Origin of the sequence: Gallibacterium faecale, assembly GCF_027920745.1 — a bacterium.
In the GTDB taxonomy this organism is placed as follows: Bacteria; Pseudomonadota; Gammaproteobacteria; order Enterobacterales; family Pasteurellaceae; genus Gallibacterium; species Gallibacterium faecale.
In genome coordinates, this window is record NZ_JAQIBB010000013.1 from 18,746 (window position 1) to 44,378 (window position 25,633).

A 25,633-nucleotide genomic window follows, 5' to 3' on the forward strand; every position below is an offset into this window, starting at 1 on the left:
TTTAATTACATCATTTCTGGATCTGGATATTGATATACAAAGTCTAAGTCTTGGCAAATTTTATCCGCTGAGATGATACGTTCCATTGGTTCACTTTCCTCTGCAAATTGTGGTAATGGCAATGCTAATTTTTCTGCTGCCTTTGTATAATACTCAGCTTTTAATGGGTGGATCGGTGCCGCTAAATTATAACGTCGGTGATATGAAGGGGTTTCTAATAATAGCTGAATCGCGCGTAAACAATCTGTTAAATGCACCAAATTAATGGTTTGTTGAGCGCCTTGAATATTTTGTTTACCTGATAAATGATGTACTGGATGTCTATCTTCACCCACTAAGCCTGCAAAACGAATAATATCCACATCAATATCTTGCAATTCCCATAATCGTTGTTCAATCTCTAATAACGCCTTACCAACATCTGAAGTAGGATGTGGTAAATAATCTTCATCAAAAACACCAGAAATCATTGGATAAACCGAAGTTGAACTAATGAAAATAATATGTTGCACATTGTGTAATAATGCTTCGGTAAGCAGATTTTCAACACTAAGAACGTAATTATTGAGGTCAAAAAAATATTCACTTGGGGGGATGTTAATGATCAGGCTATCTACACTTAATAAAGCTTCTAAATCGTCAGGATCAGCATTAATCATAGGGGTTAGTTCCAGATAATAACTCTCAACGCGCTGTAACCGCATCTGCTCCACGCCTTCATGCGTTCGCTTACTTCCCTTCACTTCCCAACCTAGACTTTGTAAATAACGTGCAAGAGGGAAACCTAACCAGCCTAATCCAACGATTGCCACACTTTTCATACTTGTTTTATCCAGCGTTTATCTTCAAAATAGTTTCTCATTTTCTCCTCATTCTAAGACAATAAAATGAAATCACAAGCGATTATGTTTGTTATCACTACTAGGAGCTTTCTATGCCATCAAAATACCCAACACTTCAAATTTTCTTACATTGGCTATCCTTACTTTTCGTGTTAATTACCTATTTCAGCATTCAAGCCCAAGATTTAGATCTTACTTTGGATTGGTATGATTTAATGGTGAATACACACTATACCTTTGGTATTTGTGTCTGGGGAATTATCTTCGTTCGCCTTATTGTTCGTCATCTTTATTTAAAACAGACACCAGCAATTACACCAACGCCACCAGTATGGCAAACTAAACTTGCCCACTACGTCCATTTAGCTTTATATCTTTTCTTTATTTTAATTCCAATTTTTGGCGCCTTAACTGTATTAAATAAAGGAAGTGATCTCACTTTTGCGAATTACCCAATTATTGCTGGTTTTAATCCCAATCCAGAAACAGCGCATACCTTAAAGGAAATCCATGAAACATTAGTTAATATCGCTATGGCTTTGGTCGTTTTACACGCTATCGCAGCATTATTCCATCACTATATCGTCAAAGATAATACCTTATTAAGAATGATGCCTCACAAATCTAAATAAATTCCTTTAGTAAAATTGAGCGAACAATAAACAACTACCCGTTTTTATCGTTCGCTTTCTCGACATATTACTTATGAATAAGCTATAATCGGGCGTTCAATTTTTTAATACACTCGTATTATTGTACACAATCAATAATTATCTTTTGCGTGTTCGGTAGATAGGTTGCCGAGTACAATCATTTTTTTGAGGTAGCATAAATGCAAATTTCAGTAGAAACAACTCAAGGATTAGAACGCCGTATTAGCATTACCGTACCGGCAGATGTAATCGAACAAGCTGTTCGTGAAGAATTAAAAAGAGTAGCAAAAACTGCTCGTATTGATGGTTTCCGTAAAGGAAAAGTACCACCTAGCATTATCGAAAAACGTTTCGGCGCATCTGCTCGTCAAGACGTATTAGCTGATGTGATGCAACGTCATTTCTTCGATGCTATCATCCAAGAAAAAATTGACTTAGCAAGCCGTCCAACATTTGCACCAGAACAATATAAAGTAGGTGAAGACCTTACTTTCTCTGCAACTTTTGAAGTTTATCCAGAAGTTGAAATTAAAGGTTTAGAAAATATCAAAGTAGAAAAACCAGTTGTTAAAATCACTGATGCTGATGTAGATAAAATGGTTGATACTCTACGTAAACAACAAGCAACTTGGGAAGAAAAAGCGGAAGCTGCACAAGCAGATAGCCGTGTAACTATCGATTTTGTTGGCACCATTGATGGTGAAGAATTCGAAGGCGGTAAAGCAACTGACTTCGTATTATTCATGGGTCAAGGTCGTATGATTCCTGGTTTTGAAGATGGAATTGTTGGCCACAAAGCTGGCGAACAATTTGATGTTGATGTTACTTTCCCAGAAGAATATCACGCCGAAAACTTAAAAGGTAAACCAGCGAAATTTGCAATTACTTTGAAGAAAGTAGAAGTCATGGTATTACCAGAACTTACTGATGAATTTGTTGCTAAATTTGGTCCAAACACTAAAACAGTTGCTGACCTCCGCAATGAGATCGTGAAAAATATGCAACGTGAACTTGATAATGCAGTAACAGCAAACATCAAAACTCAAGTATTAGATGGTTTAATTGAGCAAAACGATATTGATGTACCAAGCTCTGCAGTTGATCAAGAAGTTGATGTATTACGTCAACAAGCTGCACAACGTTTCGGTGGTAATGCACAACAAGCATTAGAATTACCACGTGAAATCTTTGAAGAACAAGCTAAACGTCGTGTTAAAGTTGGTTTGTTACTTAGCAAAGTCATTTCAAGCAACGAATTAAAAGTGGATGAAGATCGTGTGAAAGCAATGATTGCAAGTATTGCTTCTGCATACGAACAACCACAAGAAGTTGTTGATTACTACAGCCAAAACAAAGAACTTTCTAACAACATCCGTAATGTTGTTTTAGAAGAACAAGCTGTTGATGTAATTCTTGAGAAAGCACAAGTATCTGAAGTTGAAAAATCTTTTGACGACATTATGAACGCACCTCGTGCATAATTCAGTCGAAATTAATCTTCATTCAAGCTATTAAGTGCGGTTATTCTAGACCGCACTTTTTCTATTTTTAATTGCTGCCTCATTCTGAGGTTTGCTGACAACAGGAGAAAATATGGCATTGGTCCCTATGGTTATCGAACAAACTTCACGTGGTGAACGCTCGTTCGATATTTATTCTCGATTACTTAAAGAACGTGTTATTTTTTTAACTGGCGAAGTAGAAGATAATATGGCAAACCTTATCGTTGCCCAATTATTATTCTTAGAATCAGAAAACCCAGATCAAGATATTAATCTCTATATCAACTCCCCTGGTGGTTCCGTCACAGCAGGCATGGCAATTTACGACACGATGCAATTTATCAAACCTGATGTACGTACTCTCTGTATCGGTCAGGCTTGTTCAATGGGAGCCTTCCTTCTTGCCGGTGGTGCAGCAGGTAAACGTTTTGCTTTACCACATTCTCGTGTGATGATTCACCAACCATTAGGTGGTTTTAGAGGTCAAGCATCTGATATTCAAATTCATGCACAAGAGATCTTAAAAATTAAGGAAACCTTAAATCAACGCCTAGCTTTCCATACCGGTCAGCCATTAGAGGTTATCGAAAAAGATACTGATCGTGATAACTTTATGTCAGCGGAAGCTGCCAAAGCTTATGGCTTGATTGATACTGTATTAACTCATCGCGATCAATAAGTGAGTAAAGTATGTCAGATAAACCAGAAAATAATGAAAAATTCTACTGTTCTCTTTGTGGTAAAGAAAAACATGAAGTAGAAAAATTAATTGCTGGCGTTTCAGGCTATATCTGTAATGAATGTGTAGAAACCTGCCACGACTTATTGTCCGATGAAGCAAATTCAGCCGCAGAAGAAGAATCATCAGATCAAACTGAATCAGATGCAATTCCTACTCCGCACGAAATTCGTGCCCATTTAGATAATTATGTCATTGGACAGGATCAAGCAAAAAAGACCCTAGCTGTTGCAGTCTATAACCACTATAAACGTTTACGCAGTAATGAAAGCGATCTTGATGTTGAACTTGGCAAAAGTAATATTTTATTAATTGGACCAACTGGAAGTGGGAAAACATTCTTAGCCCAAACGCTAGCTCGCCAGCTCAATGTTCCTTTTGCGATTGCCGATGCAACAACATTAACTGAAGCTGGTTATGTAGGCGAAGATGTAGAAAATATTATCCAACGCCTTTTACAAAACTGTGAATACGATACAGATAAAGCAGAGAGAGGCATTATCTATATTGATGAAATTGATAAGATTTCACGTAAATCAGAAAATCCATCAATTACTCGTGATGTCTCAGGTGAAGGTGTGCAACAAGCCTTATTAAAATTAATTGAGGGAACAGTTGCTTCTGTACCACCACAAGGCGGTCGTAAACATCCACAACAAGAGTTTTTAAAAGTAGATACCTCAAAAATTCTATTTATCTGTGGTGGGGCATTTGCTGGACTTGATAAGATTATCGGTAAACGAACTCACAAAGATCGTGGAATTGGTTTTAGTGCTGAAGTCAATAGCAAACAAGATGAGCAAAATATTACTGAACTCTTCGCTCAAGTTGAAACAGAAGACTTAATTAAATTCGGTTTAATTCCTGAATTTGTCGGACGCTTACCAGTAATAGCAACCTTAGCGGAATTAGATGAAGAAGCATTAATCAATATTCTTACCGTACCGAAAAATGCATTAATTAAGCAATATCAAGCGCTATTTAAACTCGAAAATGTAGAACTTGAGTTTTCACCAGAAGCCTTAAAAGCGATTGCACAAAAAGCATTAGCACGTAAAACAGGAGCACGTGGTTTACGTTCTATTGTGGAAAATATCTTACTCGATACTATGTATGATCTTCCGTCTTTAACTGGCTTAAAGAAAGTAGTAATTGATCAAGATGTGATTGAGAATAAGTCATTACCGAAATTAGAGTATTAATTTAAAGTGGGGAAATTACCCCACTTTATCATTTTTGTAGTGACAGGAATGCTCTCTGTTATATCAACAATTCTTATTAAAAAGAACCTTACATATCAAAAATAGACATATCCCTTTATATACTCAATTTAATATCTATCATAAATGACACATTTTGATGATTTCTCAAGTCTTTTCATAGAGAAGAAAAGTATATTTTAGATCAGAATATATATCCTATTTAATAAACATTTGGATTTAATATGAATAAGAAATTTATTAATTTACCAATTAGTTATTTCAGTATTACCTTAGGGCTATTTGCTTTAGGTCTCGCTTGGAAACAATTTGAACAAAGTAAGCAATTATCAAATATTATATCGTCTAGCCTATTAGCTAGCACATCAATTATATGGTTCCTATTTATCTTACTTTACTTAATTAAGATCATTGCTCGACAAGAAAGTGTAAAAAATGAATTCTTAAATCAAATTCAGTGTTGTTTTTTTAGTCTTTTACCTATAACACTACTATTATTTAGTTTAAGCATAAAACCTTTTATTTTACCCAGTATATCTACTAGTCTAATTTTTATTGGCACAATCTTACAACTAGCATTTTCTACTTACCGTGCCGCTGGATTATGGAAAGGTAATCATCCTTTTGACGCCACCACACCTATCCTCTATTTACCCACTGTTGCCGCCAATTTTGTTAGTGCTATCGCCTTAACTTCATTAAGTTTAACCCAATATGCAGTAATCTTTTTTGGTATGGGAATGATTTCTTGGATTACATTAGAACCTGCAATTTTACAACGCCTACGCAATAGTTCTAGTATTGAAGAAGGTTTACGCCCAACATTAGGGATTCAACTCGCTCCGGCTTTCGTTGCTGCCAATACTTACTTACACATTGTTGATGGTCATATAGATTATTTCGTTCTCGCCATTATTGGCTATGGTATGTTACAGCTATTATTTTTATTTCGTTTACTACCCTGGATTATAAACAATAGCTTTAAAATTTCACTGTGGGCATTTTCATTTGGTGCAGCAGCAATGGCAACAGTTGGAGTCTATCTAATACATACTACCGAATTTCAACTAGATATACTTGGCTATTTATTTTTTATTTTAGGGAATATCATTATAATATTTTTAACTTTAGGTACATTAAAACAGATTATTATAGGAAAATTCTTTCCTATTCAATAGAAAAATGCGGTTCTTATACCGCATTTTTTATAATTAAAAAATAACTACCTTGATTATTTACTTAAGTTTTGTCATTACCTGAAAATAGCCTAACTCATTGAATTAGGCTATTTTTCATCAGAACTATTTTATAGTGCGAACAACAATATCGCTAATAACTGAGGCGAGATAATCCGTAAGAACATCACTAACGGATAAACGGTTGCATAAGAAAGTGCTGCTGCACCGCTTTCTTCTTTCATCGCATTGGCAAATGCTAATGCTGGAGGATCGGTCATTGAACCTGCAAGCAAACCACAAATAGTCAAATAATTCAATTTACCATAGATTCTTGCCACAACCCCGGTAATAAATAGTGGGATAAATGTAATTAACATCCCATAAAGTGCCCATTCACCACCATCACCATCAATTAAGGATTCAAGGAAGTTCCCACCTGATTTCAAACCAACAACGGAAAGGAACAACACAATCCCGATTTCACGTAACGCCAAGTTTGCACTCGGTGGCATAAACCAGTAAAGTTTTCCGATACTACCAATTCTTGCCAAAATTAATGCAACTACTAAAGGTCCACCAGCAAGTCCAAGTTTTAATGCTACTGGGAAGCCCGGAATTTGTACAGGAATAGAACCAAGTAATACCCCTAAACCAATCCCAATAAATACTGGTAACATTTGTACTTGTTGTAATTTTTGTTGTGCATTTCCAATAATTGAGGTAACTGCTTCAATCGCATCTAAACGTCCAACAAGATTTAAAACGTCCCCAAATTGTAAACTGGTATTTTGGCTTGGTACCAATTCAACCCCAGCACGGTTTAAACGAGAAATCACTACTTCATATTTTTGATGAATATTGAGATCACGAATCTTCTTCCCTAATACTTGTTCATTCGTCACCACAACACGCACAGTACGTAAATCAGTACCACGCGTAGTTAATAATTCACTACCAGCCAATTCACCAACGACTAATTGCACACGGTGTAATTCAGCCGGCTCCCCCACTAAATGCAGATAATCATGTAAATTCACAATAGTGTCATCTTTTGGCACCAATAAAGTATCACCACGTTTCAAGCGAGAACAAATCACCTCTTTAACTTCCAATCCCGGAATTTCACAAATACGAAGTCCTTCTAAATTCGGATTCGTTACTCTAACATTGATAGCGTGTAAGGTTTCTTTATCGTGATTCATTTCACGTTCAAACGCCGCCGCTTCCTGATCAATTTTCACTTTAAAGAATAAGCGAATCAGCCACATAGTTAATAAAATACCACAAATACCAAATGGATATGCCATTGCATACGCTGTACCCATTGTTTCAGTAATATTCATAAAACCAAGTTCAGCGAGGATTTGTTGTCCCGCACCTAGCGATGGTGTATTGGTCACTGCACCAGAGAAAATACCTAAAATAACAGGTAATTCTAAGCCAAACAGTTTATAGAGAATGACGACTAATAATGCACCTAAAAAAACGATCATCATGGCGAATAAATTGAGTTTTAAGCCTGATGATCGTAATGAAGAGAAGAAACCTGGTCCGACTTGAATCCCGATAGTATAAACAAACAGGATTAATCCAAATTCTTGCACAAAATGCATAGTATGCGCATCTAGTGTAATCCCATATTGTGTTGTGAAATGTGATACCAATATTCCACCAAACAATACCCCACCGATCCCAAGACCGACCCCTCTTATTTTCCAGTGTCCTATCCATAATCCAAGTACAGCAACTAACGATAGGAGACTGATAGTGATAGCAATATCACTCATACAACTACTCCTTAATAGTTAAAAATAAAACTGGTAAAATTATATTGCTTTCTATTAAGAAAAAAACTGAGGCAAGGCAATTTTTTACAACTTTTTTAGAAATTTTTTGCTTAAATTGTTGTCTGTAGGCAAAATAATATAAGTCATCATATAAACAAGTTATCAATTTTAGGTTGTAATAGAATGGATTTAGTTTCAGAAGCAGTGACTTCTCTTTTTTGGATTGTTAAAAGTTTTATCATTAGCAGTATTTGTTTTTGTTTAGCTCTTACTTTATTAGTTAAGTTCACCCGTTGGGGACACCAATTTTGGCAATTAACTAAAGAGTATTTCATTGGCAAACAAGGTATTGTTCCTCTTTTTACCTTCACTATTATTGTTTTACTCACGTTATTTTCTGTACGTTTAGATGTGATCTATTCGCAATGGTACAACAATATGTATAAATCCTTACAGGATCTAAATGAAGAAGCTTTCTGGCAACAAATGGTTGTATTCTGCGTAATTGCTGGTGTGAATTTAGTGAATGTCTTAGTAATCTATTTTGTGAAAAGCAAATTCAATATCCACTGGCGAGAATGGTTAAATAGCCATTTCTTAGATCGTTGGCTCAGTAATCAGAGTTTTTATAAAACACAATACACTTACAACCAACTGGATAATCCCGACCAACGTATTCAACAAGATATTACTGCCTATGTAGAAAATTCGATGAGTTTTGCAACAGGGGTTATTAGTGCAACTGTTTCAATTGTTGCCTTTACTGGCATCTTATGGCATCTCTCTGGTCCAATGAAAATTGCAGGATTTGAAATTCCACATATGATGGTATTTCTTGTCTTTATTTATGTATTGATTACCAGTGTTTTCGCCTTTAAGTTAGGGCGTCCATTAATCAAACTCAATTTTGCTAATGAAAAATTAAATGCAGATTACCGTTATTCTCTTATTCGCATTAAAGAATATGCAGAGAGTATTGCTTTTTATGCCGGTGAAAAAATTGAGAGAATCTTATTGAATGACCAATTTAAGAAAATTATCGATAATGTATGGAAACTTGTTTATCGTACTTTAAAACTCTCCGGGTTTAACTTAGTTGTGTCACAAGTATCAGTTGTCTTCCCTTTTATTATTCAAGCACAACGCTTTTTCTCTAAACAAATTACACTAGGAGATATGGTACAAACAGCTCAAGCTTTTGGACAAGTACATTCCTCTCTCTCCTTTTTCCGTAACTCTTATAATGTCTTCACTGAATATCGTGCAACATTAGAACGGTTAAGTGGCTTTACTGCGGCAATTCAAACTTGCCAACAAGGAAATGTTGCTGAAATCACACATACCTCCGAGCAGATTGCATTTGATAACCTTTCGGTACTGAATGCAGAAGGTACGATCTTATTAAATCAACTTAACTTAACTTTAAACAGTGGACAACGCTTATTAATTCAAGGCCCTTCTGGGGTTGGAAAAACGACATTATTGCGAACAGTCGCAGGATTATGGCTCTACTCTAACGGAAAAATTGCTTGTCCAGAAGAAGCTTTATTCTTATCCCAAAAAAGTTATTTACCACAAGGGACACTTCGTTCAACCTTATATTATCCAAACAATATTCCTGATAATGATAACGAACGAGCACTTGAGATTTTAAAAGCAGTTCAACTACCGCATCTTATTGAGAAGTTAGATGAATATCGTGATTGGACTAAAATTCTCTCTTTAGGCGAACAGCAACGTGTTGCAATTGCTCGCTTATTATTGGCCCAACCTAAAGTTGCCTTCCTAGATGAAGCAACTTCAAGTATGGATGAAGGCTTAGAATTTTCAATGTATCAATTATTGATTGAACGTTTACCAAATACGATCTTAATTAGTGTTGGTCATCGTTCTACATTACATCAACACCACACAGATCTCTTAACCTTGCTAGGAAAAGGGGCGTGGCAAACAAAAGCACTAAATTAAGAAAAAAATAACCCGCATCTTGCGGGTTAGTACAATATAAAGAAGAATCATAGATTTATTATTATTAACTTATCAATAATCAAAAATAAATATCCTATTAACTATTCTATACCAGTAACTACTGTAAACGTTCTAACTTCTTTTGGTTCCAACATTATCAAAGTTCCATTATTTTTTGCAGCTAGAAATCCTTCTGGACGACAAGTTCCTGGAAGGACAAATGCCGCTACCTGTTGATCTTGATTATACAAAATCCATCTAGTAGCAAAATCAAAATCCTTTGAAGAAAATTTAGTAACATAGGAATATCCATTAGTTGAATACATCCTAAACTCTAAATTTTCCTGATACTTATGTAAATAATCCATAAAAAATACAATTTCAGGATCATACAACTGATTTTTATCTAGAGCAGTAAGTTTATACTTCCCTGCTTTAATCTCCTCATTAAATATTTTCCATTGCGTCGTTGGTTTTACATGTGCTGGTATAGATTCTCTAATACGAATAATATCATCAGGAATATTTTGTTTAAAAGTTGCATTATCTTCATAACAATAATTCATATGACACATATATTGTAATGGCATTTCTACACCCGCAAGGTTAGTTACTTGCATATTAATTTCAAATAAAGAACTATCTGCTCTTAATGTGACACGAGGTTCTGCCAAATAATGATGTCCAAATCCTTTTACATACTCAATAGAACTATAAATAGAACAACTATTTTCTTCTATTACTAACCATGAATTATCCATTTGAGCACAAGGCATTTCTCCATGTAAAGAGTGTGTATCCTCTGGACTAGGACAACCATTACAAAGCAAACCAGAATGAAATGCAAAACAACCATAAGTATCTACAATTGTAGTACCTAATTTTGGTTGACTAAACATATTCCTCATTTTTAAATTATGTCCTTTAAACTCTGCATCCCAGATAATTTGTCCATAAAATGGTAAAACAACAATAAAACCTAACGAATTTTGTATCTTAAGTGCCTCAATACCTGAAGGATATTTAAATGTACAAATAATAAAATGACTATTTTCGAAAATTATCAGCTCTTCTAATTTAAATTGCTCTTTAAATAAATATAAATAATTCTTCATATTTTCTTCCTTATTTTTCACTTCTTTTATCAAAAAAGTAATAACCTACATATGCAAAACAGAATAATGGAACAATAAATGCAAGCTGTAGTGATCCTAACGAGTCTGAAACAAAACCATGTATAGCAGGTATAACGGCAGCACCAATAATTGACATAACAACTATAGCTCCAGCTATTTCTCTATGTTCTTGTTTGACAGTATCTAATACAGAAGCATAAATCGTTGCCCAGCAAGGGCCAAATAATACACTTGCAAAGATTGCAGCATATACAGCTGAAAAATTAGGGACAAATGCTGTATAAGCTAAAGTGATCACTCCTAAAATAGAATACCAAATTAGAACTGTATCTGATTTAAATTTAGTCATTAAGAAATTTGCAATAAACTTACCGATAAAAAAACCAATAAAACTGTATATCATAAAATTAGAAGCTGTTCTTTCATTAATGTCACTCAGATTTAAAGCTAATCTAATAGTAAATGACCATACAGCAACTTGCATCCCGACATATAAAAATTGAGCAATAATCCCTTTCTTAAATTTAGAATTTCTAGCTAAATATTTTAAAGTATCAATAAATCTGACTTTTTCTTTATTCTCACTAACAGGTTTACATTTAGGGAATTGTGTAACCAAGAAAAGTATCGTGACTCCAATTAAAACAAAGATCAAATACTTATATGGCTGTAATGTATATTCTAATAAAGATAATTTAAATGAATGCAACTGTTCCGGTGTTAAGTTTTGCATTTTCTTACCTAAGCTTTCACCTTCCTGAAAAATTAGATATTTCCCTAATAATATCCCTGAAATTGCACCTATAGGATAAAAGGTTTGGCTAATATTTAATCTTAATGTTGCATAATCTTTATGACCAATCATTGAACTATATGTATTAGCAGAAGTTTCTAAAAAACTTAAACCTATTGCAATAGAAAAAATAGCAGCTAAAAACATTGTATAAGTTGCCATATGTGATGCAGGATAAAACATTGAACAACCAATAATATACAAAGTAAGTCCAATAAGAATTGCTACCTTATAACTAGTTTTTCTAATCACTAATGATGCAGGAATAGCAATTAAAAAATATCCACCATAAAATGCACTCTGAACCAAAGCACTAGCAAAATCACTTAAAGTAAATACACTCTTAAATTGCGTAATTAAAATATCATTTAAACTAGCCGCAGCTCCCCATAAAGGGAATAAACAAGACAAAAGAATAAATTGAAATAAAGGTGTCTTATTTAAATATCCATTAGATAATTGCTGTATGTCTTTCATATTCTATCTCCTTTTAAATCATTGATTTTTGATAGTCTTCAAATTGTTGCTTACTTGGATAAGATGATTGCGTTCCATAACCAGTAACACTATAAGCTGCAAATAAAGAAGCTTTTTGCATTGAATAAAGAATATCTAAAGTACTCATATAATAATGAGCAAAACATCCAACAAAAGCATCTCCCGCACCACTAGTGTCTACTGCATTCACTTTGTAAGGTTCAACCACTGTAGCCTCTTCCCCTCGTAACCAAATAGATCCTTTATTTCCTAACGTAACAATAAGATTTTTCAGGCCTTTTCTTAATAATGATTGGGCTGCAAGTCTAATCTCATCCATTGTAAAGACCGGCAATCCAGTCAGAATCTCAAGTTCTGTTTCATTCGGCATAAAGAAATCACACTTACAAGCATAAGAAATATCTAACTCTTTACAGGCTGGAGCTGGATTCAAAATAACAGGGATATTATATTTATTAGCAAAATCAATCGCATAATATACAGTTTCTAATGGGACTTCTAATTGAAGAATTATTATCTTACATTTTCTTAATTGTTGTTCTGCATTATCAATATCAATTGGTTTTAAATAAGCATTAGCTCCTTTAATAATTAGGATCCTATTCTGTGATGAGGAATCCACAAAAATAGGGGCAATTCCACTAGAAACTCCATCTACTTTTTGAATAAAATCTGTATTAACACCATAATTTCTAAAATTATTAATAGTATTTTCTGCAAAAATATCATCTCCTACTTTAGTTAGCATCAAAACAGAAGCTCCCAATTTTGCGGCTGCAATTGCTTGATTAGCACCCTTGCCACCACACCCAATTTGAAAATTTGGCGCCTCCAATGTTTCTCCCATTTTAGGCATACGATCTATATAAGTTATAAGATCAACCATATTTGAACCAATAACTGCAATTTCCATAAATTTCTCCTTCCACCAATGTTAGAAAAATAACAAAATTAAATCTTTTATAGCATATAACAATAAAAATGTTAAAAAAATGACAAAGATCACAGCTTTGAAAAAATTTTTAAGTATCATAATAGTCTAATTGATACACAAAAAAGAGGTTAAAAAATGAGAAAAAATGAACTTGCACAAATGATTGATCATACTGCTTTAACAGCTGAAAAGACCGAAGAAGATATCAGAACGCTTTGTAATGAAGCAAAAAAATATAACTTTTTCTCTGTATGTATAAATTCATGTTATATTCCTCTAGCAAAAGAGGTTTTAAAAGATAGCAATGTTAAAATTTGCACAGTTATTGGATTTCCTCTAGGTGCAAATCTAACATCGGTCAAAGTTTTTGAAGCAAGGGAATCTATTCTGGCTGGTGCTAATGAAATAGATATGGTTGCGAATATAGGCTGGATAAAATCTCAACACTGGGACTTAGTACAAAATGATATTCAAAGTGTATTATATACTTGTCATAATAAAGCCCATCTAAAAGTTATTTTAGAAACTTGCTTATTAACTGAAGATGAAATCATTACAATATGCAGAATTTGTAAAGATCTAGGTGTTGATTTCGTCAAAACATCCACTGGTTTTAATAAAGAAGGAGCTACTGTTAAAAATATTCAACTAATGCGTAGAACAGTCGGGCAACAAGTAGGCGTAAAAGCTTCAGGTGGTATTAAAAATACAAAAATAGCTTTAGATATGATTAATGCCGGAGCAAATCGAATTGGGGCTAGTGCAGGGATTGATATTATTCAAGGTTTATCTGATACTAATAATATTTAGTCCTAATTATAATATTAAGTATGAGTTCTAGAATCCAAAAATTAGAATTTCTACTCACGCAAATGGATAAAATCCATTTGCGTGATGCTTCTGAAATTTTAAATGTCTCTGAAATGACAATTCGCCGAGATTTAAATTCTGATGAAACAAAATCATTAGTATTACTTGGAGGGTATATCGTTAAAGATCCACAAAAAAATAAAAGCTATAACTATCAAATCTTTGAACATCAAGGAAAAAATATTGTAGAAAAAATGCAAGTAGGAAAAATTGCGGCATCTGTAATTGAGAATGGAGATATTGTATTTTTTGATTGTGGTTCAACTATCCCATTTATTGCATCACAAATAGATAATAAAATCAAATTTACTGCTATTTGTTGTTCACTTAATACATTCTTGATACTACAAGAAAAAACTAACTGTGAACTATTTCTAGCTGGTGGTAGATATTCTAGACATAATTCTTTTTTTAGCACCATTTCCACAAATACAGATATAGAAAAAATATGCACAACGAAAGCTTTTATTTCTGCTGCTGGCATTGATGCCATTCAAGGTGTAACCTGCTTTAATTTTGAAGAAGCCAAAGTAAAAGTTAATGCTATCAATAAAACTCAACAATCAATATTAGTTTTTGATCATTCAAAAATAGGGCAAATTAAACAAGCTTATATAGCTGATATAGATAAATTTAATCTTATTGTAACTAATCATCCTTTACCAAAAGAATTTGGTAATAACCTTCCAATAAGGCTTATAGATGAATAACCCCATAATATATAATATGGGGTATAGATATTACTTCACAACTTGGAATGTTCTATTGAAATAAACTAAACCTTGTCCTTCATGAACATCAATTTTATCTAATGTCACCAAGAAAAGAGAATGTGTACCTACTTCATGCACAGTCGTAATTTTGCCATGTAAATTAGACAGTGATCCTACTAGCGCTGGTGCATGGCCCGGTTCATGTTTTTCTTTCCATACATCCATCTTAAAGCGATCTTCCATCGAACTTTCTCGCATTCCCGCAAAATGGCAAGCGAGTTCTTCCTGTTCTGCCGATAATACATTAATACAAACTTGTTTATTTTGTTGGAATACAAGGTTCATTTGGCTATTACGATTAACACAAACCAATACCGTAGGAGGCGTATCCGTAATCGAGCAAACCGCAGTTGCAGTAATACCACAAGTTCCTGCCTCTCCGTGTGTTGTAATGATATTTACTGCAGCAGCCATTCTCGCCATAGCATTACGGAAATTTTGTTGTTCTGGGGTTAAGGTTTTCGACATAAAACACTCCTAGCGTTCAGGATAAAAGAAGGTATGCGATCTAAACCGCATACCTTGTCTATGATTATTTACAGAATTTATTAAGGTCACCGAGCATATTAATATCATCTGGGTTAGTCAAGTGCGGAACTTTCCAGCCATTTTCGTCATAATCAGCCAAACATTGATCCACAAGATCAAAGCATTTTTGTAAAATGCCATTTGCGGTTGATTGACCAAGCACTTGTAAACGGACCTCTTCTTGGCTACCAGCATAGTTAATTTCATAAAGCTCATGACGACCACCAAATTCGGTACCAATAGCATCCCATAATAATTTTAGAATCTTAATCCGTTCGCGATATTCAATATTATTTGACCCACGAACATATTTTTCTAAGTATTTATCAATATCTGGGTTATTAAAATCAAGTTTATGCGATGGTAAATAAATCAATCCACTGGTTACAGTCTGCTCTGCAATTTTCTTCACCGCAAGATAAGCCATTGGTGCCATTACCCGATAAGTTTGAATTGCTGGTAAGCTTGGCATACGACAACCGCTTTCCCAAGAGAACGAGTTTCCATACATTGCATCAGTTAATGACCAGAATAGGTTACGCCATGCTAATACTTCACCCATTTGTGCTGCTACACCACGGAACTCAATAACACCTGTACATTGTAGTGCTTTGTGAATGATACCTGATAAGAAATCTAATTTAACTGCTAAACGTGTACATGCTTGCATTGGGAATAATGTTGCAAATCCAGCATATTGAGCCCATTTACGGCAACGTTCAAAATCTTTATAAATTAAGATATTTTCTTTTGGAATAAATACCTTATCCAAAACTAGAATTGCATCATTTTCATCAAAACGGCTAGACAGTGGGAAATCATACGGTGAACCAGTTGCACCTGCGGCTAATTCATAAGAGTGGCGACAAATTAATTTCACTCCTTTTGCATCCATTGGTGCAATAAACATCATCGCAAATTTTTCATCTGAACCGATAATTTGTGCAGAACCAAAACCGATAAAGTTATAGTGGGTTAATGCAGAGTTTGTAGCCACTACTTTCGCACCACTGACAATAATACCGTCTTCTAACTCTTCTTCGACTTTAACATAGACATCTTTTACTTCATCAATTGGTTTATTACGATCAATAGGTGGATTAACAATCGCGTGGTTAAAATAGAGGCAAGATTCTTGAATACGTTTATACCATTCACGAGCATTATCCGCATAAGGACCATAGAACTCTGCATTAGCACCTAATGATGTACCAAACGCAGCTTTATAATCAGGTGTTCTACCCATCCAACCATAACTTAGACGAGACCAGGCTGCAATCGCATCACGTTGCTCACGTAAATCTTCAGCCGTTCTTGCGTAACGGAAGAATTTATGGGTATAACCGCCATTCCCAGTATCTGTTTCCCAGCATAATTCATCTTTGCTTTTTGGATCATGTAATGCATCATAAAGTCTTGCGATTGATGCCGCTGCATTTCTAAATGCAGGGTGAGTCGTTACATCTTTAACACGTTCACCATAAATATAAATTTCACGACCGTCACGAAGACTTTCTAAATATTCTTCGCCGGTAAATGGACGATTTTTTTCTTTACGGCAATCATCAGGTCTTTTATGTTGATAGTAACGATTTTGATCGGTCATGGCAGTCACTCCTTAATAAAGTTATTTGGAATTTTTACCCTTATTGGGTAGGTATTAACATTTATAGAGGAGAATTTGTGTTATTAAAATGTAATTTTTAAGTTAAAAAATGTACTTTTCTGTTATTTCTCTGTTTTATAGATAAAATGTGAGTCAGATCTCATTTACTTGGATTGACTAGTTTTTTACCTAAGAAAGAATGATAAAATAAGTATGTTTTATTTGATATCTATTGTTAATGTTCAGTAAATTTTGAGGTCTCGTTTATGCGCATTTATGATAAAGAAAGTTTTATTACCCTATTAGACGATGCCAAAAACCAAGCAATTAATATTGATATCAACCAAACCTACGGTGCACCAAAGGATGGTTCACAGATTCATTATGAATCCTTCGAGAAATTACGTATCTTTTATGGACAATTTTCAAAACTTCATTTTCATGATCGTTATTTTCAACTGCATTATTTAACTAAAGGGGCAATTTATTTACAGTTAAGTGAGAATATTTATTCCTTAAAAGCACCTTGTTTTATTTTAACTTCCCCTTCCGTTCCACATAGTTTTTATACTGAACTCGATACTGTTGGTCATGTATTAACTATTCCACAACAATTTATTTGGGATTTATTACGTTCTATTCAGCAAAATAACAATTACTTCCAACCGCTTTGTATCGAATTAGCCGCAGATAGTCCTGAAACTAAAGAGATAGAAAATATTTTGGATAAAATTGTTGAGGAGTACGAAGATAGCCGTCCAGAAAAACATACGATGTTACGTCTATATGCCAAAATTTTGTTTATTAATATTGCTCGGTTAAAAGAAAAGAATTTACAAGCTGCAGAAAAGCTCCCCGTTAAAGGTGGCGATATCGATCTATTCAACCAATTTAACCAATTAATTGAACAAAACTTTAGAAAAAACAAGGTAATCTCTGAATATTTAACTCATCTCTGCATTAGCGAAAGCCGTCTTAATGTATTATGCAAAAAGTTTTCTGGCCTTTCACCTAAACAAATTATCATCGAACGCCAGCTACAAGAGGCAAGATATCAATTAATGTTTACCCAAGAATCTATTAGCAAAATTGCTTATGATCTTGGTTTTAGTGACCCTGCTTATTTTTCTCGTTACTTCCAAGCTCGTGTTGGTGTTTCTCCAAAAAGATTTCGCGATCGAGATCACACATCCTAAAAACTCTTCCCATTGAACAGGAAAAGTACATTTTTTTTCACGAAAAGTACATTTCAAGTTTGTAAAAAATCTATTATAAATTTTAACAATCTTAATAATTTTTTAACCAATGAGTATTAAGATTCTGTTTTGACTATTCTGTCTGTTTTCTAAATTGTCTTAACAATTTTAATAATAACTACTCTGCTTGCTTCTATGGTTTTAGGCAAGTGTTCATGCAATACCTCATATTTATGATGGAGACCTTACCATGAAAAAAATGACACTACTTGTCCCTGTTTTAGCTTTTTCGGCCATCACAAACGCTTCAGCTGCAGATAAAGTCACGTTAAAAATCGGACATTTTTTACCGCCACTTTCTACGATTCATCAACATATCCTTACCCCTTGGTGTAGTGATTTAAATAAAGAATCTAAAGGTCGGATTGAATGTCAACTTTATCCATTAAACCAACTTGGTGGTACTCCAGCACAACTGGTTGACCAAGTTCGTTATGGCGTCGCTGATATTGTCTGGACTGCACCTGGCTACTCTGCTGGACGTTTTAAAACCATTGAAGCCTTAGAAACTCCGTTCCTTCTACCTAATTCCCGAGTAGGTAACCAAGTTGCTTGGAAATTCTTTGAAAAACATTCTAAAGATGGTGAATTCAAAGATTTTAAAGTCATCAGTGTACAAACCGACGGTGGGGTCACTTTCCATGCAAATAAACCGCTAGATAATGTAAGCGATCTTAAAGGAATGAAACTAAGAACGCCTACTCGTTTAGCTTCTCAAGTAATGAAAGCACTCGGTGGTGAAGCAATTTCAATTCCACCATCACAAGTGGCAGAAAGTATCTCTAAAGGCGTTGTAGATGGTGCAATGGGTGCATGGGAAGTCGTACCACCATCTAAACTCGATGAAGTTACTAAATATCACGTATTGCCAGAAAGTGGACAACCATATCCAACTGTAACGGTATTAATGTTGTTAATGAACAAAAATAAATACAACAGTATGCCTGCTGACTTAAAAGCTATCTTTGATAAATACAGTGGCCCAGCTATGGTTGAACGTATTACCAAAGCATGGGAACAAGCTGAAAAAGAGGCGATTGATAAAACATTAGCAGGTAAAGGTGTTATCGCAAAATATGACGCAGCAAAAATCCAACAAATGCAAGAAATGACAAAATCTGTTACTGAACAATGGATTTCTGATGCGAAGAAATCTGTCGTAGATGGCCAAGCATTAATTGATGACATCAAAAATATGGTTAAAGAACAACAATAACCATTATTTTCTCAAATTTTAGCCCCACCTTTTGCGTGGGGCAGGAGGATGCAATGAGTGAAACATTGCCAGTCAACGAAGTACCTACTTTAGTTGATACCCCTGTGGGACGAGTTCTATATCAAATCTCTAAACAATTTGCCTTGTTAGGTGGATTTATTTTTCTTGTGCTAATTGTTATTTCACTCTACTCATTAATCGGGCGCAAGTTAGGCTTTGGCGGTGTAGTTGGTGATATTGAGCTGGTTCAAGCAGGCGGAGCTGTTGCTGGTTCATTATTCTTACCGTTCTGTACCATTATGTATGAACACCTAAAGGTCGATTTCTTCACTATGAAATTACCGCTCAGTATTCAAAATAAACTTGATGCACTTGCCGATTTAGCATTATGTGGTGTTGCTTTATTGTTGGTATATCGAATGGCAATCCAAAGTGTAGCGTTATATGACTTTGCCGAAGTCACAGCATTAATGTCTATCCCTGTGTGGATCCCAAATATGCTGATGATTCCTGGATTTTGTTTAATGGCGATTTGCTCACTATATTACTGCGTAGTTCACGCTACACAAAAAGGAGAATAACCTATGATGAGTGGCGTAGAAATGGGAATTGTAGGATTCCTTATCTTATTAACCTTACTATTAATTCGTATTCATATTGGCATTGCAATGTTCCTAGCCGCCGCAGGCCTTTATCTCTATTTAGGCCAAGGCGATGTGAGTATGTTAATGTTCACGTTAAATGGTTTAGTGTATGCCCGCTTATCTAACTACGATCTTGCTGTGATTCCATTTTTCATTTTAATGGGACAATTTGCATTAAATGGCGGTATGTCAAAAGCTTTATTTAAAGCAGCAAGCAGCTTTATTGGACATTGGCGAGGTGGTCTAGCTATGTCAGCGATTGGTAGTTGTGCTGCTTTTGGTGCCATTTGTGGTTCATCTTTAGCTACCGCAGCAACTATGGGACAAGTCGCCTTACCTGAATTAAAGAAAAGAAAATATTCTGGTGCATTATCTACTGCAACATTAGCTGCTGGTGGAACATTGGGTATCTTAATTCCCCCATCAGTTCCATTAATCATTTATGCTGTATTAACACAAGAATCAATTGGTAAATTATTCGTTGCTGCAATTATCCCTGGCTTATTAGCTATGCTCGGTTATGTTTTAGTGGTAAAAATCCTCGTTACCATTAATCCTGATGCTGGCCCAACATCAGAAAAAATGCCTTTTAAAGAAGCTTTAAAAAGCCAATTTCAGGTCATTCCAATTTTTATTGTGTTCTTAATTGTGATTATCAGTATTTATGCTGGTTGGGCAAATCCAACAGAATCTGCCTCTATTGGTGCAGCTGCTTGTGGTGTGATTGCTTGGCTAAATGGCGGTTTAACATGGCGAGGCGTACTCGATAGTATTTTAGGGACAGCAACCACTACCGCAATGATTTTTATGGTACTGATTGGTGCTGACTTATTAAACTCAGGTCTAGCTATTACACAAATGCCTAATCAATTAGCAGCTTGGGTAGTAGAACAACAATTTCCACCATTATTAGTTCTATTCACAATCTTACTCATTTATCTCTTTTTAGGCTGTGTTATGGATTCTCTGGCCATGATCCTCCTCACTATTCCTATCTTTTATCCAATTATTATGGGATTAGATTTTTGGGGATTAGCCGCTCAAGATAAATCAATTTGGTTCGGAATTTTGGCCTTAATGGTTGTAGAAATTGGTTTGGTTACACCACCAGTTGGAATGAATCTCTTTATTATCAATAAAATCGATGGTGAAACCTCTTTAGGACAAACATCAAAGTGGATCGTGGCATTTCTCTTCTCTGATTTTGCACGTATCGCATTAGTCACTTTTGTACCAATTTTAGCGTACGGACTTGTTCACCTATTTGAATAGAAGGTATTTTTATGACTCAAACATCATTAGCCAAACAAGTGGTTGAAACCTGCACTACCGCCACACCATCCGTGTTTGCGATTGCATTAAATAGCCGTGAACAATTAGCACGACTAGATGAAAAATTTAACCAAGCACCTTATCAAGCACCGCCAAAAACACCGGTAATCTTCTTACAACCACCTAGTACATTAAACATCAATGGTGGTGCAGTAGTATTGCCAGAAGGACAAGCTGAATTACGCATTGAACCTCATCTTGGTGTGGTATTTGCCGATACAACCTCGAGAATCAATCAAGCAGAAGCGTTCAACCATATTCGTGGATTTGTGCCTGTTAATCTCTTTTCACTCCCTAGTGATGATTACTATCGCCCTGATATTACAGGTCGTTGTCGTGATGGGTTCTGTTCTATTGGTCAAGAGATCAACCAATCTGCCGTTACTGATCCAGATAACATCAGCGTCAGTATCAGTGTAAATGGTCAATTTAAGAAAAAAAGTGAGGGAAATATTATGTTACGTAGCATCTCAGAATTAATCGCTTTCCTTAGCCAATTTATGACTTTTAGATGCGGTGACATTTTATTAGTTGGTACTGATGATTGTCCAATTATTGTGACTAAAAATAGCTGTGTAGAAACGACTTTTGAACAGCTTGGTACTGTGACTAACACCGTTATCGAGTCAGCTAAATAAGGAGAACACTATGGCGAAATATGCTCGTGTTTTATATCGTAATCAAGTCCATGTAGTCACCGTACTCGATGACAATACATTGCTATTAGCCAATCAACAAACTATTCCTGCTGCCGCAGTGCAATGGCTGCCTCCATCAACAGGAACAATGTATGCACTTGGTTTAAATTATGCAGATCACGCTTCTGAATTGGCATTCAAAGCACCAACAACACCATTAGTATTTATCAAAGCACCCAATACTTATACTGGCCACAAACAAGTGACTTGGCGCCCAGATAATGTTGAATATATGCATTATGAATGTGAATTAGTCGCTGTTATTGGAAAAGTTGCTAAAGATATTAAAAGAGAACAGGCAATGGCATACATTGCTGGATATACCCTTTGTAACGATTATGCCATTCGTGATTATCTAGAAAATTATTACCGTCCTAATCTTAGAGTCAAAAATCGTGATGCAACAACACCACTCGGCCCATGGATTGTGGATCGAGATGATATTGCCGATCCAATGAATTTAACCTTAAAAACGTGGATTAATGGTGAGCTAAAACAACAAGGTACCACCAAAGATATGATTTTTGATATTCCATTTTTAGTTGAGTACCTCTCGCATAGAGTGACATTGCAACCCGGTGACATGATTGCGACAGGCACACCGAAAGGGTTAGCTGATGTGAAACCAGGTGATGTTGTTGATGTTGAAATCGAACAGGTTGGCAAGCTAACAAATTATCTTGTAAGTGAACGTGCTTTTTTAATCGATAAACAGTTTTTAGAGAGGATCATACTATGATTAAACATTGGATTAACGGCAAAGAAGTCGCAAGTGAAGAAACATTCCAAAATATTAATCCTGCAACTGGAGAAGTGATTTGTGAAGTAGCCAGTGGTGGTGAAAAAGAAATTAATGCTGCAGTACAAGCGGCAAAAGAGGCCTTTCCTAAATGGTCGAAAACCCCTGCTAAAGAACGTGCTAAATTAATGCGTAATTTAGGTGACTTAATTGATAAACATGTCGCCCAACTCGCAGAATTAGAAACTTTAGATACAGGTTTACCAATTCATCAAACTAAAAATGTTCTCATTCCTCGAGCTTCACACAACTTCAATTTCTTTGCTGAAGTCTGTACTCGAATGAATGGGCATTCTTATCCTGTTGATGACAAAATGCTTAACTATACGCTCTATCAACCAGTTGGTGTTTGTGGGCTCGTTTCACCTTGGAATGTACCTTTTATGACAGCCACTTGGAAAACTGCACCTTGTCTAGCATTAGGTAATACCGCAGTATTAAAAATGTCTGAACTCTCACCACTCACAGCCAATGAATTAGGTCGTTTAGCGTTAGAAGCGGGTATTCCAGAAGGGGTATTTAATGTAGTGCAAGGTTATGGTGCCACTGCAGGTCATGCCCTTGTTTGTCACAATGATGTTCGTGCAGTTTCTTTCACGGGCGGTACCGTTACTGGTCGCAATATTATGCGTAATGCCGGTTTGAAAAAATTCTCAATGGAATTAGGCGGAAAATCACCAGTATTGATCTTTGATGATGCAGATGTAGAACATGCTTTAGACTCTTCTCTATTTGCGATTTTCTCTTTAAATGGCGAACGTTGTACCGCAGGTTCACGTATTTTCATTCAAGAAACCATCTATGATGATTTTGTTAAAGAATTTGCAGAACGTGCTAAACGTATCATTGTTGGCGATCCACAAGACTTTAATACCCAAGTAGGTTCAATGATTACTCGTCAACATTACGACAAAGTTACCGGATACATTCGTATTGGTATTGAAGAAGGGGCAACCTTAATGGCAGGCGGTCTAGAACGCCCAGAAGGTTTACCAGAACACCTCAGTAAAGGTAACTTCATTCGCCCAACTGTGTTCGCTAATGTGAATAATAAAATGCGGATCGCACAAGAAGAGATCTTTGGTCCAGTCGTTTGCTTAATTCCATTCAAAGATGAAGAAGAAGCGCTTCGCTTAGCCAATGATGTGGAATATGGTCTTGCTTCTTATGTCTGGACTAACGATCTCGGTAAAGCACATCGTTTAGCGCACGGTATCGAAGCCGGTATGGTATTTATCAATAGTCATAATATTCGTGATCTCCGTCAGCCATTTGGTGGTGTAAAAGCGTCTGGTGTTGGTCGTGAAGGTGGTGAATACAGTTTTGAAGTCTTTGCTGAAATCAAAAATATCTGTTTACCGTTACAAAATCACACTATCCCACGCTGGGGCGTAAAATAAACATAAGGAGAGCGCTATGGGTAAACTAGCATTAGCCGCCAAAATTACACACGTACCGTCAATGTATCTTTCTGAATTACCGGGAAAAAACCATGGTTGCCGTGAAAGTGCAATCCAAGGCCATTACGAAATTAGTCGCCGTTGTCGTGAGTTAGGGGTCGATACCATCGTTGTTTTTGATACACACTGGTTGGTGAATAGTGCTTATCACATTAACTGCTGTGATCATTTTGAAGGGATCTATACCAGTAATGAACTACCTCATTTCATTAAAGACATTACATTTAATTATGATGGTAATCCTGAATTAGGGCATTTAATCGCTGATTTTGCTGTGAAGAAAGGGGTACGTGCCCAAGCACATGAAATTCCAAGTTTAAAATTGGAATATGGCACATTAGTACCAATGCGATATATGAATCAAGATAAGCATTTCAAAGTCGTATCAATTTCTGCATTTTGTACCTCGCACGATTTTGAAAATAGTCGCAAATTAGGTGAGGCTGTACTAGAAGCAATCGAGGCTTATGATGGTACTGTTGCGGTATTAGCGAGTGGTTCACTTTCACACTACTTCATTCCAGATGAACGTGCAGCAGAGGGAATGAACAGTTATACCAGAGAGTTTGAACATCAAGTTGATTTACACGTCGTTGATATGTGGAAACGAGGCAACTTCAAAGATTTCTGTGCAATGTTGCCGGAATATGCTGAATTTTGCCGAGGTGAAGGCAATATGCATGATACTGTGATGCTACTCGGTATGCTTGGTTGGGATAAATACGATAAGGGTGTAGAAATCCTTACTGATCTTTTCCCAAGTTCTGGTACTGGACAAATTAATGCGATTTTTCCGCTTGCATAAGGAGCAATAAATGCCACATTTTATTGTTGAAGCAACAGATAATCTAAAGGGTGATGTTGATTTTGCAGCTCTTTTCCCACAAGTGCATGACTATCTAGCTGGTACAGGTATTTTCCCTCTTGGTGGTATCCGTAGCCGAGTACATTGGGTTGATGTTTATCGTATGGCAGATGGTAAAGAAGATGATGCTTTCGTCCATATCACCTTAAAAATTGGTGCGGGACGAGATCAAGCTGAATTAAAACGTGTTGGGGAAAACCTGTTTTCATTATTAACACAATTTTTTGAACCAACTTTTGCTAAACGTTATTTCGCATTATCTTTTGAAATCAGTGAGTTAAGTGAAACATTGAATTTTAAAAAGAATAATGTTCACACACGTTTTAAAAAATAACT

At 35.6% G+C, this 25,633-nt stretch carries 24 protein-coding genes; 17 read left to right on the forward strand and 7 right to left on the reverse strand.

Translation table 11 applies throughout. The annotated features are described in order from the left end of the window. Positions 1–5 precede the first annotated feature (5 nt). On the reverse strand, positions 6–821 hold the full coding sequence (locus PF272_RS01295; RefSeq protein WP_271141348.1) for an NAD-dependent epimerase/dehydratase family protein: 816 nt from the start codon (positions 819–821) through the stop codon (positions 6–8). Positions 822–934: 113 nt separating this feature from the next. On the opposite strand from PF272_RS01295, the gene PF272_RS01300 reads away from it, so the two are divergent. From PF272_RS01300 to tehA, 5 genes are all read left to right on the forward strand, one after another. Beyond that, positions 935–1,474 (forward strand): cytochrome b, encoded by a 540-nt coding sequence (locus tag PF272_RS01300; protein ID WP_271141349.1) that lies wholly within the window; start codon positions 935–937, stop codon positions 1,472–1,474. 200 nt (positions 1,475–1,674) lie between these two features. After that, on the forward strand, positions 1,675–2,976 hold the full coding sequence (tig, locus tag PF272_RS01305) for a trigger factor (RefSeq protein ID WP_065233976.1): 1,302 nt from the start codon (positions 1,675–1,677) through the stop codon (positions 2,974–2,976). Between the two features lie 112 nt (positions 2,977–3,088). After that, positions 3,089–3,676 carry an ATP-dependent Clp endopeptidase proteolytic subunit ClpP gene (gene clpP, locus PF272_RS01310; RefSeq protein WP_065237866.1) on the forward strand — a complete coding sequence of 196 codons (588 nt, stop codon included), beginning with the start codon at positions 3,089–3,091 and terminating at the stop codon, positions 3,674–3,676. 11 nt (positions 3,677–3,687) lie between these two features. Then, positions 3,688–4,938: an ATP-dependent protease ATP-binding subunit ClpX gene (gene clpX / locus PF272_RS01315; protein ID WP_271141350.1), complete on the forward strand. Its 1,251-nt coding sequence runs from the start codon at positions 3,688–3,690 to the stop codon at positions 4,936–4,938. Between the two features lie 242 nt (positions 4,939–5,180). After that, a complete protein-coding gene (tehA, locus tag PF272_RS01320; RefSeq protein ID WP_271141351.1) occupies positions 5,181–6,134 on the forward strand; it encodes a dicarboxylate transporter/tellurite-resistance protein TehA in 954 nt (317 codons plus the stop codon). 128 nt (positions 6,135–6,262) lie between these two features. Here tehA and PF272_RS01325 read toward each other — a convergent pair whose 3' ends face one another. Next, positions 6,263–7,921, reverse strand: coding sequence for a putative transporter (locus PF272_RS01325; RefSeq protein ID WP_271141352.1), 1,659 nt, complete (start codon positions 7,919–7,921; stop codon positions 6,263–6,265). A 183-nt stretch (positions 7,922–8,104) separates the two neighbouring features. Here PF272_RS01325 and PF272_RS01330 point away from each other — a divergent pair, with 183 nt between their 5' ends. After that, positions 8,105–9,889: an ABC transporter ATP-binding protein/permease gene (locus tag PF272_RS01330; protein ID WP_271141353.1), complete on the forward strand. Its 1,785-nt coding sequence runs from the start codon at positions 8,105–8,107 to the stop codon at positions 9,887–9,889. Positions 9,890–9,990: 101 nt separating this feature from the next. Here the strand turns inward: PF272_RS01330 and PF272_RS01335 are convergent, their stop codons facing one another. From PF272_RS01335 to rbsK, 3 genes are read right to left on the reverse strand one after another with little or no spacing between them, the layout of a single operon-like run. Next, entirely contained in the window at positions 9,991–11,004 is a 1,014-nt protein-coding gene (locus PF272_RS01335) for an aldose 1-epimerase family protein (RefSeq protein WP_271141354.1), read from the reverse strand. Between the two features lie 10 nt (positions 11,005–11,014). After that, the gene (gene fucP, locus PF272_RS01340; protein WP_271141355.1) at positions 11,015–12,295 is read right to left on the reverse strand and encodes an L-fucose:H+ symporter permease; all 1,281 of its coding nucleotides are present in this window, start codon (positions 12,293–12,295) and stop codon (positions 11,015–11,017) included. A gap of 13 nt (positions 12,296–12,308) precedes the next feature. Beyond that, entirely contained in the window at positions 12,309–13,229 is a 921-nt protein-coding gene (rbsK, locus tag PF272_RS01345) for a ribokinase (protein WP_271141356.1), read from the reverse strand. Positions 13,230–13,385: 156 nt separating this feature from the next. Here rbsK and deoC point away from each other — a divergent pair, with 156 nt between their 5' ends. Together deoC and deoR are read left to right on the forward strand one after the other, a co-directional pair. Continuing rightward, positions 13,386–14,060 (forward strand): deoxyribose-phosphate aldolase, encoded by a 675-nt coding sequence (gene deoC / locus PF272_RS01350; protein WP_271141357.1) that lies wholly within the window; start codon positions 13,386–13,388, stop codon positions 14,058–14,060. Positions 14,061–14,080: 20 nt separating this feature from the next. Next, positions 14,081–14,830 carry a DNA-binding transcriptional repressor DeoR gene (gene deoR, locus PF272_RS01355; protein ID WP_271141358.1) on the forward strand — a complete coding sequence of 250 codons (750 nt, stop codon included), beginning with the start codon at positions 14,081–14,083 and terminating at the stop codon, positions 14,828–14,830. 30 nt (positions 14,831–14,860) lie between these two features. Here the strand turns inward: deoR and hpaC are convergent, their stop codons facing one another. Both hpaC and hpaB read right to left on the reverse strand, forming a co-directional pair. After that, positions 14,861–15,361, reverse strand: a complete 501-nt coding sequence (gene hpaC / locus PF272_RS01360; protein WP_271141359.1) for a 4-hydroxyphenylacetate 3-monooxygenase, reductase component — start codon at positions 15,359–15,361, stop codon at positions 14,861–14,863. A 64-nt stretch (positions 15,362–15,425) separates the two neighbouring features. Further along, positions 15,426–17,027, reverse strand: coding sequence for a 4-hydroxyphenylacetate 3-monooxygenase, oxygenase component (gene hpaB / locus PF272_RS01365; RefSeq protein WP_065239321.1), 1,602 nt, complete (start codon positions 17,025–17,027; stop codon positions 15,426–15,428). A 266-nt stretch (positions 17,028–17,293) separates the two neighbouring features. On the opposite strand from hpaB, the gene hpaA reads away from it, so the two are divergent. The 9 genes from hpaA (at position 17,294) to PF272_RS01410 (ending at position 25,631) form a co-directional block, all read left to right on the forward strand. Continuing rightward, positions 17,294–18,223 (forward strand): 4-hydroxyphenylacetate catabolism regulatory protein HpaA, encoded by a 930-nt coding sequence (gene hpaA, locus PF272_RS01370; protein WP_271141360.1) that lies wholly within the window; start codon positions 17,294–17,296, stop codon positions 18,221–18,223. A 250-nt stretch (positions 18,224–18,473) separates the two neighbouring features. After that, entirely contained in the window at positions 18,474–19,499 is a 1,026-nt protein-coding gene (locus tag PF272_RS01375) for a TRAP transporter substrate-binding protein (RefSeq protein WP_271141361.1), read from the forward strand. Positions 19,500–19,552: 53 nt separating this feature from the next. Beyond that, positions 19,553–20,080 (forward strand): TRAP transporter small permease, encoded by a 528-nt coding sequence (locus tag PF272_RS01380; protein WP_065239318.1) that lies wholly within the window; start codon positions 19,553–19,555, stop codon positions 20,078–20,080. Between the two features lie 3 nt (positions 20,081–20,083). Continuing rightward, a complete protein-coding gene (locus PF272_RS01385; protein WP_271141362.1) occupies positions 20,084–21,415 on the forward strand; it encodes a TRAP transporter large permease in 1,332 nt (443 codons plus the stop codon). A gap of 11 nt (positions 21,416–21,426) precedes the next feature. Next, a complete protein-coding gene (locus tag PF272_RS01390; protein WP_271141363.1) occupies positions 21,427–22,113 on the forward strand; it encodes a fumarylacetoacetate hydrolase family protein in 687 nt (228 codons plus the stop codon). A 10-nt stretch (positions 22,114–22,123) separates the two neighbouring features. After that, positions 22,124–22,912, forward strand: a complete 789-nt coding sequence (locus PF272_RS01395) for a fumarylacetoacetate hydrolase family protein (protein WP_271141364.1) — start codon at positions 22,124–22,126, stop codon at positions 22,910–22,912. After that, positions 22,909–24,372 (forward strand): 5-carboxymethyl-2-hydroxymuconate semialdehyde dehydrogenase, encoded by a 1,464-nt coding sequence (gene hpaE / locus PF272_RS01400; RefSeq protein WP_271141365.1) that lies wholly within the window; start codon positions 22,909–22,911, stop codon positions 24,370–24,372. The genes PF272_RS01395 and hpaE overlap by 4 nt, the downstream gene beginning before the upstream one ends. Before the next feature lie 16 nt (positions 24,373–24,388). Further along, positions 24,389–25,237 (forward strand): 3,4-dihydroxyphenylacetate 2,3-dioxygenase, encoded by an 849-nt coding sequence (hpaD, locus tag PF272_RS01405; protein ID WP_065239314.1) that lies wholly within the window; start codon positions 24,389–24,391, stop codon positions 25,235–25,237. 10 nt (positions 25,238–25,247) lie between these two features. Beyond that, the gene (locus tag PF272_RS01410; RefSeq protein ID WP_065239313.1) at positions 25,248–25,631 is read left to right on the forward strand and encodes a 5-carboxymethyl-2-hydroxymuconate Delta-isomerase; all 384 of its coding nucleotides are present in this window, start codon (positions 25,248–25,250) and stop codon (positions 25,629–25,631) included. Positions 25,632–25,633 lie beyond the last annotated feature (2 nt).

Bases quoted from the DNA above. Each gene is read 5' to 3' on its own strand.
- PF272_RS01295 (WP_271141348.1), bottom strand. From the start codon at position 821: ATGAAAAGTGTGGCAATCGTTGGATTAGGCTGGTTAGGTTTCCCTCTT.
- PF272_RS01300 (WP_271141349.1), top strand. From the start codon at position 935: ATGCCATCAAAATACCCAACACTTCAAATTTTCTTACATTGGCTATCC.
- tig (WP_065233976.1), top strand. From the start codon at position 1,675: ATGCAAATTTCAGTAGAAACAACTCAAGGATTAGAACGCCGTATTAGC.
- clpP (WP_065237866.1), top strand. From the start codon at position 3,089: ATGGCATTGGTCCCTATGGTTATCGAACAAACTTCACGTGGTGAACGC.
- clpX (WP_271141350.1), top strand. From the start codon at position 3,688: ATGTCAGATAAACCAGAAAATAATGAAAAATTCTACTGTTCTCTTTGT.
- tehA (WP_271141351.1), top strand. From the start codon at position 5,181: ATGAATAAGAAATTTATTAATTTACCAATTAGTTATTTCAGTATTACC.
- PF272_RS01325 (WP_271141352.1), bottom strand. From the start codon at position 7,921: ATGAGTGATATTGCTATCACTATCAGTCTCCTATCGTTAGTTGCTGTA.
- PF272_RS01330 (WP_271141353.1), top strand. From the start codon at position 8,105: ATGGATTTAGTTTCAGAAGCAGTGACTTCTCTTTTTTGGATTGTTAAA.
- PF272_RS01335 (WP_271141354.1), bottom strand. From the start codon at position 11,004: ATGAAGAATTATTTATATTTATTTAAAGAGCAATTTAAATTAGAAGAG.
- fucP (WP_271141355.1), bottom strand. From the start codon at position 12,295: ATGAAAGACATACAGCAATTATCTAATGGATATTTAAATAAGACACCT.
- rbsK (WP_271141356.1), bottom strand. From the start codon at position 13,229: ATGGAAATTGCAGTTATTGGTTCAAATATGGTTGATCTTATAACTTAT.
- deoC (WP_271141357.1), top strand. From the start codon at position 13,386: ATGAGAAAAAATGAACTTGCACAAATGATTGATCATACTGCTTTAACA.
- deoR (WP_271141358.1), top strand. From the start codon at position 14,081: ATGAGTTCTAGAATCCAAAAATTAGAATTTCTACTCACGCAAATGGAT.
- hpaC (WP_271141359.1), bottom strand. From the start codon at position 15,361: ATGTCGAAAACCTTAACCCCAGAACAACAAAATTTCCGTAATGCTATG.
- hpaB (WP_065239321.1), bottom strand. From the start codon at position 17,027: ATGACCGATCAAAATCGTTACTATCAACATAAAAGACCTGATGATTGC.
- hpaA (WP_271141360.1), top strand. From the start codon at position 17,294: ATGCGCATTTATGATAAAGAAAGTTTTATTACCCTATTAGACGATGCC.
- PF272_RS01375 (WP_271141361.1), top strand. From the start codon at position 18,474: ATGAAAAAAATGACACTACTTGTCCCTGTTTTAGCTTTTTCGGCCATC.
- PF272_RS01380 (WP_065239318.1), top strand. From the start codon at position 19,553: ATGAGTGAAACATTGCCAGTCAACGAAGTACCTACTTTAGTTGATACC.
- PF272_RS01385 (WP_271141362.1), top strand. From the start codon at position 20,084: ATGATGAGTGGCGTAGAAATGGGAATTGTAGGATTCCTTATCTTATTA.
- PF272_RS01390 (WP_271141363.1), top strand. From the start codon at position 21,427: ATGACTCAAACATCATTAGCCAAACAAGTGGTTGAAACCTGCACTACC.
- PF272_RS01395 (WP_271141364.1), top strand. From the start codon at position 22,124: ATGGCGAAATATGCTCGTGTTTTATATCGTAATCAAGTCCATGTAGTC.
- hpaE (WP_271141365.1), top strand. From the start codon at position 22,909: ATGATTAAACATTGGATTAACGGCAAAGAAGTCGCAAGTGAAGAAACA.
- hpaD (WP_065239314.1), top strand. From the start codon at position 24,389: ATGGGTAAACTAGCATTAGCCGCCAAAATTACACACGTACCGTCAATG.
- PF272_RS01410 (WP_065239313.1), top strand. From the start codon at position 25,248: ATGCCACATTTTATTGTTGAAGCAACAGATAATCTAAAGGGTGATGTT.